The 15,072-nt window shown below is 69.0% G+C and carries 13 protein-coding genes and 2 tRNA genes; 8 read left to right on the top strand and 7 right to left on the bottom strand.

Features of this window, described 5'->3' with window-relative positions:
* Positions 1-59: 59 nt before the first annotated feature.
* The gene (locus B5F70_RS02915) at positions 60-1,901 is read right to left on the bottom strand and encodes an arginine--tRNA ligase (RefSeq protein WP_087204063.1); all 1,842 of its coding nucleotides are present in this window, start codon (positions 1,899-1,901) and stop codon (positions 60-62) included.
* A 255-nt stretch (positions 1,902-2,156) separates the two neighbouring features.
* On the opposite strand from B5F70_RS02915, the gene B5F70_RS02920 reads away from it, so the two are divergent.
* Both B5F70_RS02920 and rho read left to right on the top strand, forming a co-directional pair.
* Positions 2,157-2,657, top strand: a complete 501-nt coding sequence (locus B5F70_RS02920) for a CarD family transcriptional regulator (RefSeq protein ID WP_087204064.1) — start codon at positions 2,157-2,159, stop codon at positions 2,655-2,657.
* A 269-nt stretch (positions 2,658-2,926) separates the two neighbouring features.
* Entirely contained in the window at positions 2,927-5,287 is a 2,361-nt protein-coding gene (rho, locus tag B5F70_RS02925; protein ID WP_087204065.1) for a transcription termination factor Rho, read from the top strand.
* 75 nt (positions 5,288-5,362) lie between these two features.
* Here rho and B5F70_RS02930 read toward each other — a convergent pair whose 3' ends face one another.
* Positions 5,363-6,145 (bottom strand): SDR family NAD(P)-dependent oxidoreductase, encoded by a 783-nt coding sequence (locus tag B5F70_RS02930; RefSeq protein ID WP_087204066.1) that lies wholly within the window; start codon positions 6,143-6,145, stop codon positions 5,363-5,365.
* A gap of 352 nt (positions 6,146-6,497) precedes the next feature.
* Between B5F70_RS02930 and B5F70_RS02935 the strand changes: the two genes are divergently transcribed.
* From B5F70_RS02935 to B5F70_RS02950, 4 genes are all read left to right on the top strand, one after another.
* Positions 6,498-7,721, top strand: a complete 1,224-nt coding sequence (locus tag B5F70_RS02935) for a hypothetical protein (RefSeq protein ID WP_087204067.1) — start codon at positions 6,498-6,500, stop codon at positions 7,719-7,721.
* A 6-nt stretch (positions 7,722-7,727) separates the two neighbouring features.
* Positions 7,728-8,207, top strand: coding sequence for a VanZ family protein (locus tag B5F70_RS02940; RefSeq protein ID WP_087204068.1), 480 nt, complete (start codon positions 7,728-7,730; stop codon positions 8,205-8,207).
* 108 nt (positions 8,208-8,315) lie between these two features.
* Positions 8,316-8,392 (top strand) — tRNA-His (locus tag B5F70_RS02945).
* A gap of 17 nt (positions 8,393-8,409) precedes the next feature.
* Positions 8,410-8,485: transfer RNA gene (locus B5F70_RS02950), tRNA-Lys, on the top strand.
* Positions 8,486-8,582: 97 nt separating this feature from the next.
* Here B5F70_RS02950 and B5F70_RS02955 read toward each other — a convergent pair.
* From B5F70_RS02955 to B5F70_RS02965, 3 genes are all read right to left on the bottom strand, one after another.
* Positions 8,583-10,343: an FAD-dependent oxidoreductase gene (locus tag B5F70_RS02955; protein ID WP_087204069.1), complete on the bottom strand. Its 1,761-nt coding sequence runs from the start codon at positions 10,341-10,343 to the stop codon at positions 8,583-8,585.
* A 210-nt stretch (positions 10,344-10,553) separates the two neighbouring features.
* Positions 10,554-11,558: a GGGtGRT protein gene (locus tag B5F70_RS02960; RefSeq protein WP_087204070.1), complete on the bottom strand. Its 1,005-nt coding sequence runs from the start codon at positions 11,556-11,558 to the stop codon at positions 10,554-10,556.
* An 18-nt stretch (positions 11,559-11,576) separates the two neighbouring features.
* Entirely contained in the window at positions 11,577-12,311 is a 735-nt protein-coding gene (locus B5F70_RS02965) for a hypothetical protein (RefSeq protein ID WP_087204071.1), read from the bottom strand.
* A gap of 272 nt (positions 12,312-12,583) precedes the next feature.
* Between B5F70_RS02965 and B5F70_RS02970 the strand changes: the two genes are divergently transcribed.
* Complete coding sequence (locus B5F70_RS02970; protein ID WP_087204072.1) at positions 12,584-12,853, top strand: hypothetical protein; 270 nt, start codon at positions 12,584-12,586, stop codon at positions 12,851-12,853.
* Complete coding sequence (locus tag B5F70_RS02975) at positions 12,843-13,148, top strand: type II toxin-antitoxin system RelE/ParE family toxin (protein WP_087204073.1); 306 nt, start codon at positions 12,843-12,845, stop codon at positions 13,146-13,148. Before B5F70_RS02970 ends, B5F70_RS02975 begins: the two co-directional genes overlap by 11 nt.
* Positions 13,149-13,201: 53 nt before the next feature.
* Here B5F70_RS02975 and B5F70_RS02980 read toward each other — a convergent pair whose 3' ends face one another.
* Together B5F70_RS02980 and sufU are read right to left on the bottom strand one after the other, a co-directional pair.
* A complete protein-coding gene (locus B5F70_RS02980) occupies positions 13,202-14,515 on the bottom strand; it encodes a YbhN family protein (protein ID WP_241145883.1) in 1,314 nt (437 codons plus the stop codon).
* A gap of 67 nt (positions 14,516-14,582) precedes the next feature.
* A complete protein-coding gene (sufU, locus tag B5F70_RS02985) occupies positions 14,583-15,002 on the bottom strand; it encodes a Fe-S cluster assembly sulfur transfer protein SufU (RefSeq protein WP_087204074.1) in 420 nt (139 codons plus the stop codon).
* Positions 15,003-15,072 lie beyond the last annotated feature (70 nt).

The following is a 15,072-nucleotide window of genomic DNA, read 5'->3' on the forward strand; positions in this document are numbered from 1 at the left end:
CCCGGTTTCGAACGCGTTGCGCGAAACCGGGCGGGTCGGAGTCGGGGCGGAAGCGCGGCCTACATGACCTCGGGCGCGGAGACGCCCACGAGGTCGAGCACGAGCGCGAGCACGATGCGCACGGCGTCGCACGCCGCCAGGCGCGCCCGGGAGAGCGCGGCGTCTACAGGACGGCCCTCGCTCGGCAGCACCTGGCAGTCGTGGTAGAACGCATGGTAGGCGCCGGCGAGCTCCTCGGCGTAATGCGTGAGGCGGAAGGGGGCGCGGTCGCGCGCGCAGCTCGCGATGAGCTCCTCGAGCTCGGAGAGCTTGCGGGCGAGCGCGAGCTCGGTGGGGTCGGTGAGCAGCGCGAAGTCGACCTCGTCGCCGATGGCCCTCCGCGCGACCTCGTCCATGCCGAGCGCGTCGGCCTCCTCGGCGCTGAGCCCGGCGGCGCGGCGCAGGATCGAGCAGATGCGCGCATGGGCGTACTGCACGTAGTAGACGGGGTTAGCGTTGCTCTTCTCCTTCACGGCATCGATGTCGAAATCGATCATCTGGTTGCTCGAGCGGGAGATGAGCGTGTAGCGTGCGGCGTCTGCCCCCACCTCGTCCAGCAGCTCGCGGAACGTGACCATGGTGCCGCGGCGCTTGGACATGCGCACGGGCTTGCCCGAGCGCAGCAGGTTGACGAGCTGGCCGAGCAGCACCTCGAAGCGGCCGGGGTAGCCGAGGGCGTCGCAGACGCAGCGCACGCGGTTGATGTAGCCGTGGTGGTCGGCGCCCCAGATGTCGATGACGTGGTCGACGCGCTGGAACTTGTTCCAGTGGTAGGCGACGTCGGACGCGAAGTAGGTGTACTCGCCGTTGGCCTTCACGAGTACGCGGTCCTTGTCGTCGCCGAGGTCGGTCGAGCGGAACCATAGGGCGTCGTCCTTACGGTAGAGGTAGCCCATCTCGTCCAGCTTCTTGAAGGCGCGGTCGACGGCGGTGTCGCCGTGATCGTCCGGCACGTAGAGCTCGCGCTCGGAGAACCACACGTCGAAGGTGCAGTGGGCGTCCTCGCAGGTGGTGCGGATGTCATCGAGCATGCGCCGGTAGCCGTTCTCGCGGAAGGCGGCGATGCGCTCGCCGTCGGCGACGTCGACCCAGCGCTCGCCGTCGACCTCGACGATGTGCGCGGCCTCGTCGATGATGTAGCCGCCGCCGTAGGCGTTGCCGCCGAGCGCCTCCATAAAGGCGTTCTGGAACGGATGCTCCTCGGGGCGCGCGCCCTCCTCGTCGTCCACAAAGGCGACGCGGTCCGCCTCGAGCGCGGCGTGCGCCTCGGCAAGGCTCATGCCGCGCTCGCGCATGAGCGAGACGAGCTGCAGGTAGCGGACGGAGAGCGAGCCGCCGAAGACGTCCATCTGGCTGCCGTGGTCGTTGATGTAGTACTCGCGCTCCACGTCGTAGCCGGCGTGCTCCATCACGCGGCAGAGCGAGTCGCCGATCGCCACCCAGCGCCCATGGCCCACGTGCATGGGGCCGACGGGGTTGGCGGATACGAACTCGACCTGCACCTTCTGGCCGCCGCCCACGTTGGAGCGGGCGAAGTCGGCGCCCTCGGCGCGCACCGTGCCAAAGACGGCGTTCTTGGCGGCGGGGGAGAGGTAGAAGTTGATGAAGCCGGGGCCGGCGACCTCGACCTTCTCGACGGCGCCGCCGAGCTCGAGGTGGCGGCAGATGGCCTCGGCGATGGCGCGCGGCGCCTGATGGGCGAGCTTGGCGGAGCGCAGCGCCACCGTGGACGTCCATTCGCCGTGGCTCGTGTCCGCCGGGCGCTCGATGCCGCAGTCGGCGACGTCGAAGGCGGGCAGCTCGCCCGCCTCCTGGGCATGGGCGAGCGCGCTTTGCACGAGCTCCTCGATATTCTCGGGCATGGATTCTCCTCCTATACCGAACCGCAGGTGTATCCGCAGCTTACGGCCTATAACCATACATGGCAAAACACTCTAGCACATAACGGTCGGGCTCACGCATGTTCCACGCGCCCCCGGCTCGCCAGACACGCCCCCGGCGCGCCAGCGAACGGGCGCCCGACATCTTAAAAATGTGTTCATAATATGTAGCAATTCAGAAAAAGAGCACGTAAACGTGATATTCTATAACAAATGAGCTTATGAGACGGAGGAAGCATGTTTGAAATCGGAGAGCACGTTATTCATCCCGGGCAGGGCGTCTGCACCGTCATGGGTATCGACGAGGACGGCGCCGCGCCCATGATCGTTCTGGAGTGCCGGCAGGGTCACGCCAAGACCCGGATGCTCTATCCGGTCGCGCAATCCGACCGTCTGCACGCAACCGTCTCGCGCGAGGAGGCGGAGCGCTTCATCGAGGGGTACTCGGACATGGAGTGCGACCCGTTCACCGAGCGCAACAGCTCTCTCGAGGAGACGCACTTCAAGCAGCTCATCAAGCACGGCATGCCGGACACCATGCGCGTCGCCAAGACCATGCGCCATCGCATCCGCGACGCCGAGCGCCGCTCCAAGAAGCCGAGTAGCTACTATGCGCGCGTCCTCAAGGAGGCCCACCGCCGCTCCGTGGAGGAGCTCGCCGTCGCCCTCGATTGCACCGAGGACGACATCGAGGCCCGCTTTGCGCAGATGATGCAGGTGGAGCCGAGCGAGAACTAGCAGCTCGGCCGCGTCGAACTTGTGCTACAATCACGCCAGTGCTCGGGGCATCCCCGTTTTGGGGGAGCAATAGTGCGCCGCCCGTATCTCTCATTTCTCATGCATATCAGATGTTGGCGGTGTAAGGGCCAGCTGCCGTATTGAGGCGGCGCGCGGCCGCGGTCCCCGAGAAGCGCTATAGCTGGGAATTCCGACGCCCGCACGCGGTGCGAAGAGGCGTCGTTGGCGTGTGTCGGCCGGGCCGACCGAGAGAAAGTTGAGCTGAAATCGTGGCAGAAGAGAACGCATCCCCTCAGGCTGCAGTTGAGAGCGCCTCTCCGTCGGGGGAGGTGACGCCCGTCGCCCCCGCGGCCCCTGCGCCCGAGGCGGCGTCCGGCGGCGCCGCCGGCGCGGAGACGCCGGCGGAGGAGAAGCCCCGCACCCGTCGCCGCGCGCGCAAGACGGCTGAGGGCGCTGCGACCGCCGAAGGTGCCGAGCCCCCGGCCTCCGAGGCGCCCAAGCCCAAGCGGGGCCGCCGCCGCGCCGCCGCGGCCGAGGATGCGCCTGCCGCCCCAGAGGCCGCCGCGCCCGCCGCGGCGCCCGTGAGCGACGAGGTGGCGCAGGCCCGTGCCTTGGCCCAGGTGTCGCAGGCGCAGGTCGCGCGCAGGCAGCGCCGGGCGCAGGCGAAGGCGGCGGACGTGATCGCCGCCCCGGAGGGTGGGGCCCCCGCGCCCGCCGAGGACGCGTCGCCCGCAGCCGCTGCGGGCGCGGTCCCGCTCGTGGACCCGGCGCTCCGCCCGCACCGTCGCGGCCGCAAGCCCAAGGCCTATGTCGAGGCCGAGCGGGCCGCAGCCGCCGCACTCGCCGCCGCCGAGGCGGCAGCGGCCGCGCCGCAGGGCACCGACGCCGCACCGGCCGCGTCCGCGCCCGCGTCCGAGGACGCGCCCGCCGGCGAGGCGGCAGCGGCGGATGTGAAGCCCGGGCGCGCCCGCCGCGCCAAGGCCGCCAAGGCGACCACGGCGTCGCGCGGCGCCAAGGGGGCGCGCGGCTCCCATGAGGGCGAGGCGGCTCCGACCCCGGAGGACGCCGCGGCTCCGGCCGCCGCTGAGGGCGGGCAGGCCGCTTCCGCTCCCGAGGCGTCTTCCCACGACGCGGGGACGGGCGCCGGCACCGACAAGCCGGCCAAGCGCGAGCGCGCCGCCGAGGGCGTCGAGGGCACCGGCCGCACGCGCGGCGCCCGCCGCACGCACGCCGCCGAGGACCGCGCCCACGCCGCGGGCGCGGGCGACCGCCGCGACAACGCAGGCGACCGCCGCGACAAGCGCCAGCGCGACCGCAAGCAGCGCAACAACCGCTACAACGTGCCCACCGAGCCCACGCTCTCGCGCGAGGACCTCGCGGCCATGAAGGTCGCCGAGCTCCGCGAGAAGGCCCGCGAGCTCGAGCTCGACCCCACGGGCAAGAAGAAGCCCGAGCTCGTGGAGGAGGTCTACCTCGCCGCCGCCCGCGCCGAGGGCTTCCGCGACGTCGAGGGCATCCTGGAGATCGCCAACGAGGGCTTCGGGCACCTGCGCGTGCACGGCTACATGCAGAGCCGCGACGACGCCTTCGTCCCCGCTAACCTCATCCGCGCCGCGCGCCTGCGCCCCGGCGACCACATCGTCGGCTCCGTGCGCCCGTCCCGCGCGAACGACAAGTACCCCGCGCTCGCCAAGATCCAGACCGTCAACGGGCGCGACCCCGAGGAGCTGCGCGTGCGGCCCAAGTTCAGCGACCTCACGCCCATCTACCCCAACGAGCCCCTCAAGATGGAGCACGGCAAGGACTCCATCACCGGCCGCGCCATCGATATCGTGGCGCCCGTCGGCAAGGGCCAGCGCGGCCTCATCGTCTCGCCGCCCAAGGCCGGCAAGACCACCATACTCAAGAAGATCTGCCAGGCCATCACCATCAACAACCCCGAGGTGCACGTCATCTGCCTTTTGGTGGACGAGCGCCCCGAGGAGGTCACCGACATGCAGCGCTCCATCAAGGGCGAGGTCGTGGCGTCGACCTTCGACATGCCGGCCGACAACCACACCCGTGTGGCCGAGCTCGTGATCGAGCGTGCCAAGCGCATCGTCGAGATGGGCGGCGACGTGGTCGTGGTGCTCGACTCCATCACCCGCCTCGCGCGAGCCTACAACCTCGCGGCGCCGGCGTCGGGCCGCATCCTCTCCGGTGGAGTGGACTCGGCGGCGCTTTATCCGCCCAAGCGCTTCCTGGGCGCCGCGCGCAACATCGAGAACGGCGGCTCGCTCACCATCCTCGCCTCGGCGCTCGTCGACACCGGCTCCAAGATGGACGAGGTCATCTTCGAGGAGTTCAAGGGCACGGGCAACATGGAGCTCAAGCTCGACCGCGACCTCGCCGACCGCCGCATCTTCCCGGCGATCGACCCGGTCGCCTCGGGCACGCGCAACGAGGACCTGCTGATTGACGAGCAGATGCGCCCCTTCGTGTGGGGCATTCGCCGCGTGCTCGCGAGCATGAACAACACCGAGCGCGCCGCCTCGGCCTTCATCAAGGGCCTGCGCGGCACCAGCTCCAACAGCGAGTTCCTCATCCGCTCGGCAAAGCGCGCACAGGAGCACGGCGACCTCATGCCCTAGGGCACGGTTCCCGGCGATACGCACAGAGCGTCTGCCATCGCGGCGACGGGCCCGGCGGGGTCCGTCGCCGTTTTGCTAGGCGAGGATGCCGAGGGCGCGCTCGAGCGCGATGAGCGAGCGGTAGGGGATAAGGCGGCTCGCGGCGTAGTAGAGCCGCATCTCGGGTGCGGATATGGCGAGGTCGCGCCCTTGGGCGGCCGCCTTGAGCGCATGGCGCGCGACGCGCTCGACCTTCTCGAAGCCGAGGGCGCGCGTGATCCGCGACGCCGCCTCGACATCGCCCGGGGCGTCGAAAAAGCCCGTGCGCATGGGTTTGGGGCAGACGGCCGTGACCGTGATGCCCGTCCCCTCGAGCTCCACTGCCAGCGCGCGCGAGAAATCGAGCACGAAGCGCTTGGCCGCCGCGTAGACCGCGAGCTCGGGCTGCGGGGCGAAGGCGGCCACGCTCGAGATGTTGAGGATGCGCGAGCCGGGCGCCAGATAGGGGAGCGCGCGGTACGTGAGCTCGATAGGCGCGCGCATGAGGACGGCGACCATGTCGGATGCCGAGGTCTTGCTCTGCCCCGCAAAGGGGCCGAAGGCACCGCTGCCCGCGCCGTTGATGAGGAGGGCGACCTCGGCGTCGGGGCTCTCGGCCAGCGCCGCCTCGATCAGGTCGAACGACTCGAGGTCGCCGAGGTCGAGGCAGAAGGCGCGCACCGGCGTCTGGGTGATGCGCACGAGCGCCTCGAGCTTCTCCGCATGGCGGGCGATGGCCCAGATCTCGTCGACGGGGCCTGCCGCGCCGGTATCGATCTGCCGGACAAATTCCCTTCCCAAGCCGGACGATGCGCCGGTGACGATGGCGATGCGGGACATGAGCCTCTCCTTCCTCCATGCGGGGACCGCTGGCGGTGCGCTTTGGCTAAAGTGTTCCCGCATCCGCCGCATTCATGCGCGTCGGACCCGCGCGATCCGCCGGGCCCGCGCCGCGTGCCTTCGCCGTCTGTTTAGCCCGGCGCCGTTTACCGCGCTATTGCGGCCCCTGAGCTTGCATTTGCCACGGCGCTCTCGCATAATGGGAGCATCGCGACGGAACACGCAGATGAAATGAACCACATCCGTTGCGCGGGCCCTGCGCCCGCCCTTCATCACCCGTTTCTTGCGCGATGCCTCATAGGGTTCGTCTCGCATGCGCCAAGGCGGCGGGACGGGGATTGAAGGAGTTGCCATGGCTTCTCAATATGGACGCCCGCGAGCGATCGCCGCCGGTCTTGCCTGCGGTGCGAGCGTGGCGGTTCCCGCCCTCGCGTATGCGGCGACGCTGCCGTTCGAGGAGGTGCACGCCCTCGTCGCGTCGTGCGCGCTGCCGGTCGCGGCGGGCGCGCTCGCGGGGACGGGCGTCACGGCGCTCGCGACCCATATCGCGCTCGGACGCGCCGCGCGCATCGAGGCCGAGGGCCGCGCCGCATCTCAGGCCTCCTTCGAGGAGGCGCCCTCGTTCCTGCGGGATGAGGGTGCAGACGCCGCCTCCGAGCGGTTCTTCGGCGGCCGGCGAGCCCCCAAGGGCGTTCCCGTCATCGCGCGCGCCCAGGGCGCGCCGAGCGAGGCCGAGGCGTGGGCGGAGATCGACTCGCTGCTCGACGACTCCTCGCCCATCAGCTGCGACCCGCGCTACTCGAAGGACATCTACCAGATCGCGCTCGAGGAGCTCCGCCAGGGTGCGACGCATGCGGGCGCGACGCATGCGGGCGCGGCGGCCGGTGCTGCCGCTACTGCCACGGCAGCCGCCTCGACGGCTCCCGCAACCGCCTCGTCCGAGACGACGGCGACCGTCGGCGTCTCTCCCGATACCGCCGCCACCACCGCGTCGCTCGCGGCGTCTGAGGAGGAGGGCGCGCAGGTGGTCGACACCGGGTTCGATGGCGATACCGATGCCGCCCGCCTGGCGGCGCTCGCCTCGCTCGATACGTACGAGGGTGAGTCGCTCGTGGCGGCCTCTGCCGGCGTGAGCGCCTCGCGCGAGCCGCTCTCGGTCATCGCCGCGCCCCAGCAGGCGGCACCCGCCGTCTCCGCGGCGACGTCGGCGCCGGTTGCCGGGGATGTGCCCTCCGAGCCCGTCGCCATGCGCGACTACTCCGGCCATGAGGATATGTGGGCGGCCGCCCTCGCGATTCTCGACGAGCTCGAGGCGGAGCCCGAGCCCGCGTACCGCGGCAAGCACATGCGCCCGGCCTCCCTCACCCAGCCCACGGCCGTCCCCCCGAGCCCCGAGCGCGCCGCCGCCGTCGACGAGGGCGCCCGCGCCACCGAGCGCCACAGCCATGTCAACGCGCTCATCGAGGAGGAGTTCGAGCACGTGCCCTCTAAGAGCGTGCGCCGCACGAGCCGCGAGTATCTGAGCGTCATCCAGGGCGGCACGGCTTCGCTGCCCCGTATGCGGGCGGAGGCCTAAGCGACCGTGCGCTCGCTATCGAAGCGGTGGCTCGCCCTCACCGTCATCATCATCTGCCTCATATGGGGTAACTCGCTCGTGCCCGCATCGGGGAGCAACGGGCTCAGCCTGTCGGTGCTCGATGCGGTGCGCGATGCCCTGGCCTCGCTGGGCCTTCCGGTGGGATGGGTTACCAACTTCGTTGTTCGCAAGACGGCGCACTTCTGCGAGTACCTCGCCCTCGGCTTCTGCGCCAGCCACGCGCTCGATGCGGAGCGGCGCCCCACGCGCGGGAGGCTTGCCAGCTGCGCCCTGCTGCTCGTGCTCGTGCCCTCCATCGACGAGACGATCCAGCTCTTCGTGCCGGGCCGTTCCGGTCAGGTGACCGATGTCTTGCTCGACTGCTGCGGCGCTGCGACGGGCGTCGCTCTGTCGTACCTGGTGAGCCATCTGGTGCGCACGTGGCGCGCCCATCATGCCGATGCAGGGGATGGAGACGCCCGCTAGCTGGGCAAATGCTGTCAAACACCCCTTTTCAAAATTTTTCGAAATTGGGGGTTGCGCCGGCGGGGATTCCTTGCCATAATAGCTAAGCGCACTGCGCACGGAGACATGGTGGGTGTAGCCCAGTTGGCTAGAGCGACGGGTTGTGGTCCCGTAGGTCCAGGGTTCGAGTCCCTGTACCCACCCCATCAGTTTCCAGACATACGGACCGGTAGCTCAGCTGGTAGAGCAGGGGACTCTTAATCCCAAGGTCCAGGGTTCGAACCCCTGCCGGTCCACCACTTAATTTCAGAGCCCCGTATGGGGCTTTATTCATATCCATCCGAAGTTGCAGGCGAAGGTTCCCGCTGGGAGCGGGCCGGCGTCGCCCGGGGCGCCCTAAGGCGTATGCAGTCGGACGATGCAGGCGCGGGCGTACCGCGGGCCGGGTGCGGGCGCGTCGGCGCGATAATGGGCGCCGCGGCTCTCGGGACGCTCGTACATCGCGGTGAGCATCGCGCGGGCGAGAAGCAGCTGCGCCCGCAGGCGCGCCCCACGGCAGATGTCATCTGCTGCTCCGCCGGCGAGGCAGTTGTCCACGGCGTCTGCGGGCGCCCCGGATTGCGCGCGCCCGCTCGCGCGCTCGGCGAGGCGCGCCATGGTGGCGAGCCCCTCTGAGAGCCCTTCTGCGGTGCGGGGAAGCATGGCGTGGGTCTGCATGGCCTCGCGAAGCTCGGTCGTCATAGCGGCGCTCTCAGAGGCGCTCAGACGTACGCGCGCGAGCCGATGTACGGTCTCGCTCGCCATATCCGCACTGTCGCGGCCAACGCCTGTCAGGGCCTGCGCCTCGGCTGCGGCGGCGCGGCCCGCGCGGCGTCCGAACACGAGCCCGTTCGCGCTCGAGAGCCCGCCGATGCGGTCCGCCCCGTGCATGCCGCCCGTGGCCTCGCCGGCGGCGAAAAGCCCGGGCGTGCCGGTGCGCCCGTCGGTGTCGATGCGGATGCCGCCGTTGGAGGCGTGCGCGTACAGGGCGATGCGGAGCTCCTCGGTGGGCGGGATGCCCTGCTCGTCGGCGAGCCAGGCGCAAAACGTCCGCACGAACTCGGGGACGCCCTCCCGGGGGAACCGGTAGCGCACGCGCATGCCCCGAGCGCCCTCGCACGCGATGGCGAGATCGACCGCGCGCGATGCCAGCCGCGCGGTAAAGGGGCCGTAGGCGCTGCGCTCGGCGAGGGTCTCGGCGGGCAGGGCGGGGTCGGTCCTTGCGAAACGGAACGACTTCTCATTGAAGACGAGGCCGCGCTTGGGGGCGATGAGGCCGGGCATCATCTGCATGAATTCGATGTTGGTGAGGGCGCAGCCGTGGAGAAGCGCGATGCCTCCCGCAGAGCCCGTCACATCGGCGGCGGTGAGGCGCCGGGCGAAGAGCCCGCTCGTGCCGCCCGTGGCGATGACGGTGGCGCGGGAGGGGAGGGCGACGAGGCGATGGGCCTCCCGGTCGTGGAAGATGCCTCCTCTTACGCGCGGTGCAGCCCGGCGGGCGCCAGCGCCGGGCCCGTCGGACTGCAGGCCCGTGCCGCGGGGTCGCACCGCGCAGGCGGGCTCGACGCGCAGGCGCGGCAACGCGTCTGCAGCCTCCGAAGCTCCCCCGGCGTCCTCGGTGAGGAGGTCGATGAGCTCCCAGCCGTCGTGCACGTCGATCCCGCGGCGCGCGATCTCGCGCCGGCAGACGTCGGTCATGCTCTCGCGCGTGATGCCGCGCCACAGGCGCGTCGTATGGTCGAAGCACGGGATGAAGGCAGCCTCGGCGGCGCTCTGGGCGCTGCTGGGCCGCTTGAGGGTGACGCCGAGCTCCTCGAGCCATGCTATGGCCGGCCGTATGCCCGCGACGAGGGTGGCGACGAGCGCCGGGTCCGCCACGCCCTGACCGACCGCTTCGATGGTCCCGGCGAGGTCCGCCTCATCGTCCGCATCTCGGGGGCCCACGAGGCCGAGGCCCCAGGTGCCCGGGTAGAAGCTGGACCCGCTGAAGAGGGGGCCTTGGCAGGCGAGGCAGACGCGGGCGCCCGCCCGGGCGGCCTCGAGCGCGGCGGTGACCCCGGCGATGCCGGAGCCGATGACGAGGACGTCGTAGGTCTCGAGGGTCGCGACGGGTGCCATGCGGGTCCTTTCAACGGGGACGGGGTGCGCGGGGCCGGGTTTGGGGCGCGGGTCGAAGTGACGGAGCGCGCAAGGGGCTCGGGCAAAAGGGTAGCGCAACAAAAACGCCGCCGCGCGGTTTCCCGTGCGGCGGCGCGGTGTTTCGAGATCGCCCGGGCGCCTCAAGGCAGGCTCAAGACGGCAGGGTGCCCGAACTCCAAAGACGCGTGCTTACGCGTTGAGCGCAGCGTTGATGGCAACGGCGCAAGCGACGGTCGCACCGACCATGGGGTTGTTGCCCATGCCGATGAGGCCCATCATGTCGACGTGCGCAGGCACCGAGGATGAGCCGGCGAACTGGGCGTCGGAGTGCATGCGGCCCATGGTGTCGGTCATGCCGTAGGAGGCGGGGCCGGCAGCCATGTTGTCCGGATGCAGGGTACGGCCGGTGCCGCCACCGGAGGCCACGGAGAAGTACTTCTTGCCCTCGGCCAGGCGCTCCTTCTTGTAGGTGCCCGCCACGGGGTGCTGGAAGCGCGTGGGGTTGGTGGAGTTACCGGTGATCGAGATGTCGACGTTCTCGTGCCACATGATGGCAACGCCCTCGCGGACGTCGTCGGCGCCGTAGCAGTTGACCTCGGCGCGCGGACCGTCGGAGTAGGGGATGGTCTCGACGACCTTGAGCTCGCCCGTGAAGTAGTCGAACTGGGTCTTCACGTAGGTGAAGCCGTTGATGCGGGCGATGATCTGGGCGGCGTCCTTGCCCAGACCGTTCAGGATGACGCGGAGCGGCTTCTTGCGCGCCTTGTTGGCGTTCATCGCGATGCCGATGGCGCCCTCGGCGGCAGCGAAGGACTCGTGGCCGGCGAGGAAGGCGAAGCACTCGGTGTCGTCACCGAGGAGCATGGCGCCCAGGTTGCCGTGGCCGAGACCGACCTTGCGGTCCTCGGCAACGGAGCCGGGCACGCAGAAGGCCTGGAGGCCCTCGCCGATGATAGCGGCGGCCTCAGAGGCGGTCTTGGCACCGCGCTTGATGGCGAGAGCGCAGCCGAGGGTGTAGGCCCACTTGGCGTTCTCAAAGGCGATGGACTGGACGTCGGCGACGATCTCGCGGGGGTTGACGCCCTTGTCGAGGCAGATCTGCTCGGCCTCCTCGAGGGAGGAGATGCCGTTCTCAGCGAGGCACGCGTTGATCTTGTCGATACGGCGCTCGTAACCTTCGAAGCTTACAGCCATTATTCTTTCCCTCCCTTTCTACTCGTGAACCGGGAACACGGACTCGACGGTGTGGGTCTCCTCGTCGGTGCGCGGGTCGATGTACTTGGCAGCGGCCTCCCACTGACCATAGTGGCCCATGGCGCCGGCGATGGCGTCCTCGGGGGTGGCGCCCTTCTTGAGGGCGTCGGTGAACTTGCCGAGGTTCAGGAACTCGAACGCGATGATCTCGTTCTTGTCGTTGAGCGCCATGCGGGTGACGTAGCCCTGGGCGAGCTCGAGGTAACGGGCGCCCTTGAGCTTGGTGCCGAACATGGTGCCGATCTGCGAGCGCAGGCCCTTGCCGAGGTCGTCGAGGGAGGAGCCGACGGGCAGGCCGCCCTCGGAGAACGCGGTCTGGCTGCGGCCGTAGACGATCTGCAGGAAGATCTCACGCATGGCGACGTTGATGGCGTCGCAGACGAGGTCGGTGTTGAGCGCCTCGAGGATGGTCTTGCCGGGAAGGATCTCGGAGGCCATGGCCGCGGAGTGGGTCATACCCGAGCAGCCGAGGGTCTCGACGAGGCACTCCTCGATGATGCCGTCCTTAACGTTGAGCGTGAGCTTGCAGGCACCCTGCTGGGGGGCGCACCAGCCCACACCGTGCGTGAGGCCGGAGATGTCGGAAATCTCCTTGGCCTGAACCCACTTGCCCTCCTCGGGGATGGGCGCGGGGCCGTGGTATGCGCCCTTGGCGACAGGGCACATGTTCTCCACTTCTGCTGTGTACTGCATGCCTCTCCTCTCTTTCGGTTTCTCAGCGACGAGCCATGGCGAAATGGCCAGCCGAACCTGACATGCACCCTTATTGTAGCGCGAATCGCCCGCCGTTCTGCTTGTAGACCGGTCATTTTTCAAAGGCCGCAACAGGGGGCGGCCGACCGCCTTGCGCTGGGATGCCCTCAGCTGCGAAACGCCGGGGCACCCAAAGTGCGGAATAGCGATACCACAATCATGGTATCATAACCATATCGATTCTATGGTTTGCCGATGCGCGGGAGGACGATATGCCGGTTTGCGTACCGATGAAGGAACTGAAAAACACGGCGGAGTTCACTAAAACCGTTCAGAGCGCTGTGGCTCCGGTTTTCGTTACCAAGAACGGGCAGGAGGAATTTGTCTCCATGTCTCTCGAGGTGTACGAGGCGCTCCGCTTGGAGGGAGTTCGGATGCGGCTCTATGAGGAAGTTGAGCGCGCTGAGGACGATATCGCTGCGGGCAGGGTGACCGATGCAGCCTCTTCCAACGCTGCGCTGAGGAGACGCTATGGCCTGTGAGGTCCTGCTCTCCGATACGGCGCGCCATCAGCGTGACGCGATTATTCTGTTCCTTACGGAGGACGCGCGCGCGACGCAACGTGCCTCAGCGTTCATCGACGAACTCGACGAAGTGATTGCGCGCCTCGCTGCCTATCCAGAATTCTACCCGCTGGCGCGCGATGAAAAGCTTGCTCGCAACGGATACCGAAAGGCGAACGTAGCTGGCTACATCGTGCTGCACAGGCATGTGGATAACCGCGTATATATCACCAACATCTTCCATGAACGTCAGGATTACGCGCGGCTGGTATAGGCTATCGCGGGCGGTGTGCGCCGCCCGGCTCATGAGGCGCCGCTCGATGAGGGCTATTCCGAGGATTCGTCCTCTTCTCGCGCCCGCTTCGGCTTGTAGGCGATGCCCTGCGGGCGCTCGAGGCCCGACCGGTCGCGCCTGAGGATGCGCCCGAAGTTGGCGCGCCAGCGCACCGCGCGGCGGTAGATGCTCTCGCCGGATGCCGAGCGCATGCCCATGCAGGGCGCGGCGATGAGGACGGGCAGCAGGTACTCGATGCCGCGCCAGATGACGAGGCCGGCGGAGAGGTGCCAGCCGAACATGCCGCCGAAGAGGTAGCTGAAGCCCACCTCGGCACCGCCGGCGCCGCCGGGGAGCGGGATGGCGTTGACCAGGAGTTCGACCATGGAGCCCGATGCGAGGCAGATGACGAGGTCCGCCTCGAGGCCGAAGGCCCTGAGAACGAAGTAGGGGAGCGCGTACATGCAGCCGAGCTGCACCAAGGTGATGAGCTCGGCGGCGATGAGGACGCGCGGGTGCGCGGCGCCGTTGCGGAAGGCGCGGGCGAACGTGTCCACCTGCGTGCTGACGAGACCGCGGAAGCGCTCGCAGCGCTCCTCGCTCACGAGGTGGAGGGCGCGCCCCGCGCGCAGCGCCGCGTGGGCGATCGCCATGATGGGGCGCGGGAGCAGGCAGATGAGGATCGCGACCGACACCTGCACGAACTTGACCGCGAACATGAAGATGCCGATGAGGGTGACATCGAGCCCCAGGATGCGCACGTCGGCGAAGGTCTCGAGGAAGTACCCGCCGCAGAGCACGAGCATGATGGCGGCGAAGATGCCCTCGCCCGCCTCGTAGAGCGTGAAGCGCATGGACTGCAGCGCCGTCGCCTCGGCGGGGGAGAGCCCAGCGCGCGTCAGGCGGTAGATCTGCGAGGGGATGACGCCGGCGCCGCCGGGGGTGAGGCGCATGAAGAAGACGCCGGAGGCCTCGACGCTCATGAGGTCCCGGTAGCCCACGGGTGAGTCGTGGTCGAGGGCGGCGAGCACCGCGAAGGCGAGGACGCCGAAGACGTAGTAGAAGAGGAAGCAGACGACGCCGGCGGCGATCCAGGCGAGGTCGACCCCGACAAGGGCGCGTACAAAGTCGTCGGCCTGGCCGCTCACGACGAGGTAGACGACGTAGGCAACGGCGACGATGCCGAGGATGACGAAGGTGAAGCGCACCTGCTTCAAGGAGGATCGGTCCGCGCTGCGGTCGCGCGTCGACCACGCGTCGCCGACGTAGAGCTTGGGCGCGCCGGCCCTAGGAGCCCGCGCGGAGCCGCTCTTGGCGGCGCGATCCTTAGCGGGATGCAGGTTGTCTCGGTCGGGTCGTTTGGTCACGGTTGCTTCCTGTCGCCAAGGGTGTTCTCGCCAGTGTACCCAGAATCGGCGGTGCCGCGACGCGCCCTTAGGAGAGGATGCCGTCGAGCGTGCGCCAGGCGAGCTCGGCGCACTTCACGCGGGCGGGCATATGGGAGATGTCCTTCAGCTGCCCCGCCTCGTCGAGGTCGTCCATCTCGTCTGCGGTGAGCTCCTCGCCGCGGATCATCTTGAGGAAGAGGCCCGAGAGGCGGCGCGCCTCCTCGACGGTCTCGCCGGTGACGAGCTCGGCCATGATGTCGGCGGACGCTTGGCTGATGGCGCAGCCGTGGCCGGTGAAGCTCGCCTCCTCGATGACGCCGTCCTCCACGCGCAGCTGGAGCGTGAGCTCGTCGCCGCAGCTGGGGTTGATGCCGTCGTGCGAGTGGGTGGGGGCGTCCATCTCATACTTGTAGTCCGGATGGGTGCTGTGCTCCATGAAGGTGGTCGAGCTGTAGATGTTGGCCATGGCGGTGCTCCTTCGGCGTATGTGGCGTATTTGGGGACGGGGTCGTTTTGACGCATGGGGGGCAGATGGG

It is taken from the genome of Collinsella sp. An268 (assembly GCF_002159765.1).
In the GTDB taxonomy this organism is placed as follows: Bacteria; Actinomycetota; Coriobacteriia; order Coriobacteriales; family Coriobacteriaceae; genus Coprousia.

Bases quoted from the DNA above. Each gene is read 5' to 3' on its own strand.
- B5F70_RS02915 (WP_087204063.1), bottom strand. From the start codon at position 1,901: ATGCCCGAGAATATCGAGGAGCTCGTGCAAAGCGCGCTCGCCCATGCC.
- B5F70_RS02920 (WP_087204064.1), top strand. From the start codon at position 2,157: ATGTTTGAAATCGGAGAGCACGTTATTCATCCCGGGCAGGGCGTCTGC.
- B5F70_RS02930 (WP_087204066.1), bottom strand. From the start codon at position 6,145: ATGTCCCGCATCGCCATCGTCACCGGCGCATCGTCCGGCTTGGGAAGG.
- B5F70_RS02935 (WP_087204067.1), top strand. From the start codon at position 6,498: ATGGCTTCTCAATATGGACGCCCGCGAGCGATCGCCGCCGGTCTTGCC.
- B5F70_RS02955 (WP_087204069.1), bottom strand. From the start codon at position 10,343: ATGGCACCCGTCGCGACCCTCGAGACCTACGACGTCCTCGTCATCGGC.
- B5F70_RS02960 (WP_087204070.1), bottom strand. From the start codon at position 11,558: ATGGCTGTAAGCTTCGAAGGTTACGAGCGCCGTATCGACAAGATCAAC.
- B5F70_RS02965 (WP_087204071.1), bottom strand. From the start codon at position 12,311: ATGCAGTACACAGCAGAAGTGGAGAACATGTGCCCTGTCGCCAAGGGC.
- B5F70_RS02970 (WP_087204072.1), top strand. From the start codon at position 12,584: ATGCCGGTTTGCGTACCGATGAAGGAACTGAAAAACACGGCGGAGTTC.
- B5F70_RS02975 (WP_087204073.1), top strand. From the start codon at position 12,843: ATGGCCTGTGAGGTCCTGCTCTCCGATACGGCGCGCCATCAGCGTGAC.
- sufU (WP_087204074.1), bottom strand. From the start codon at position 15,002: ATGGCCAACATCTACAGCTCGACCACCTTCATGGAGCACAGCACCCAT.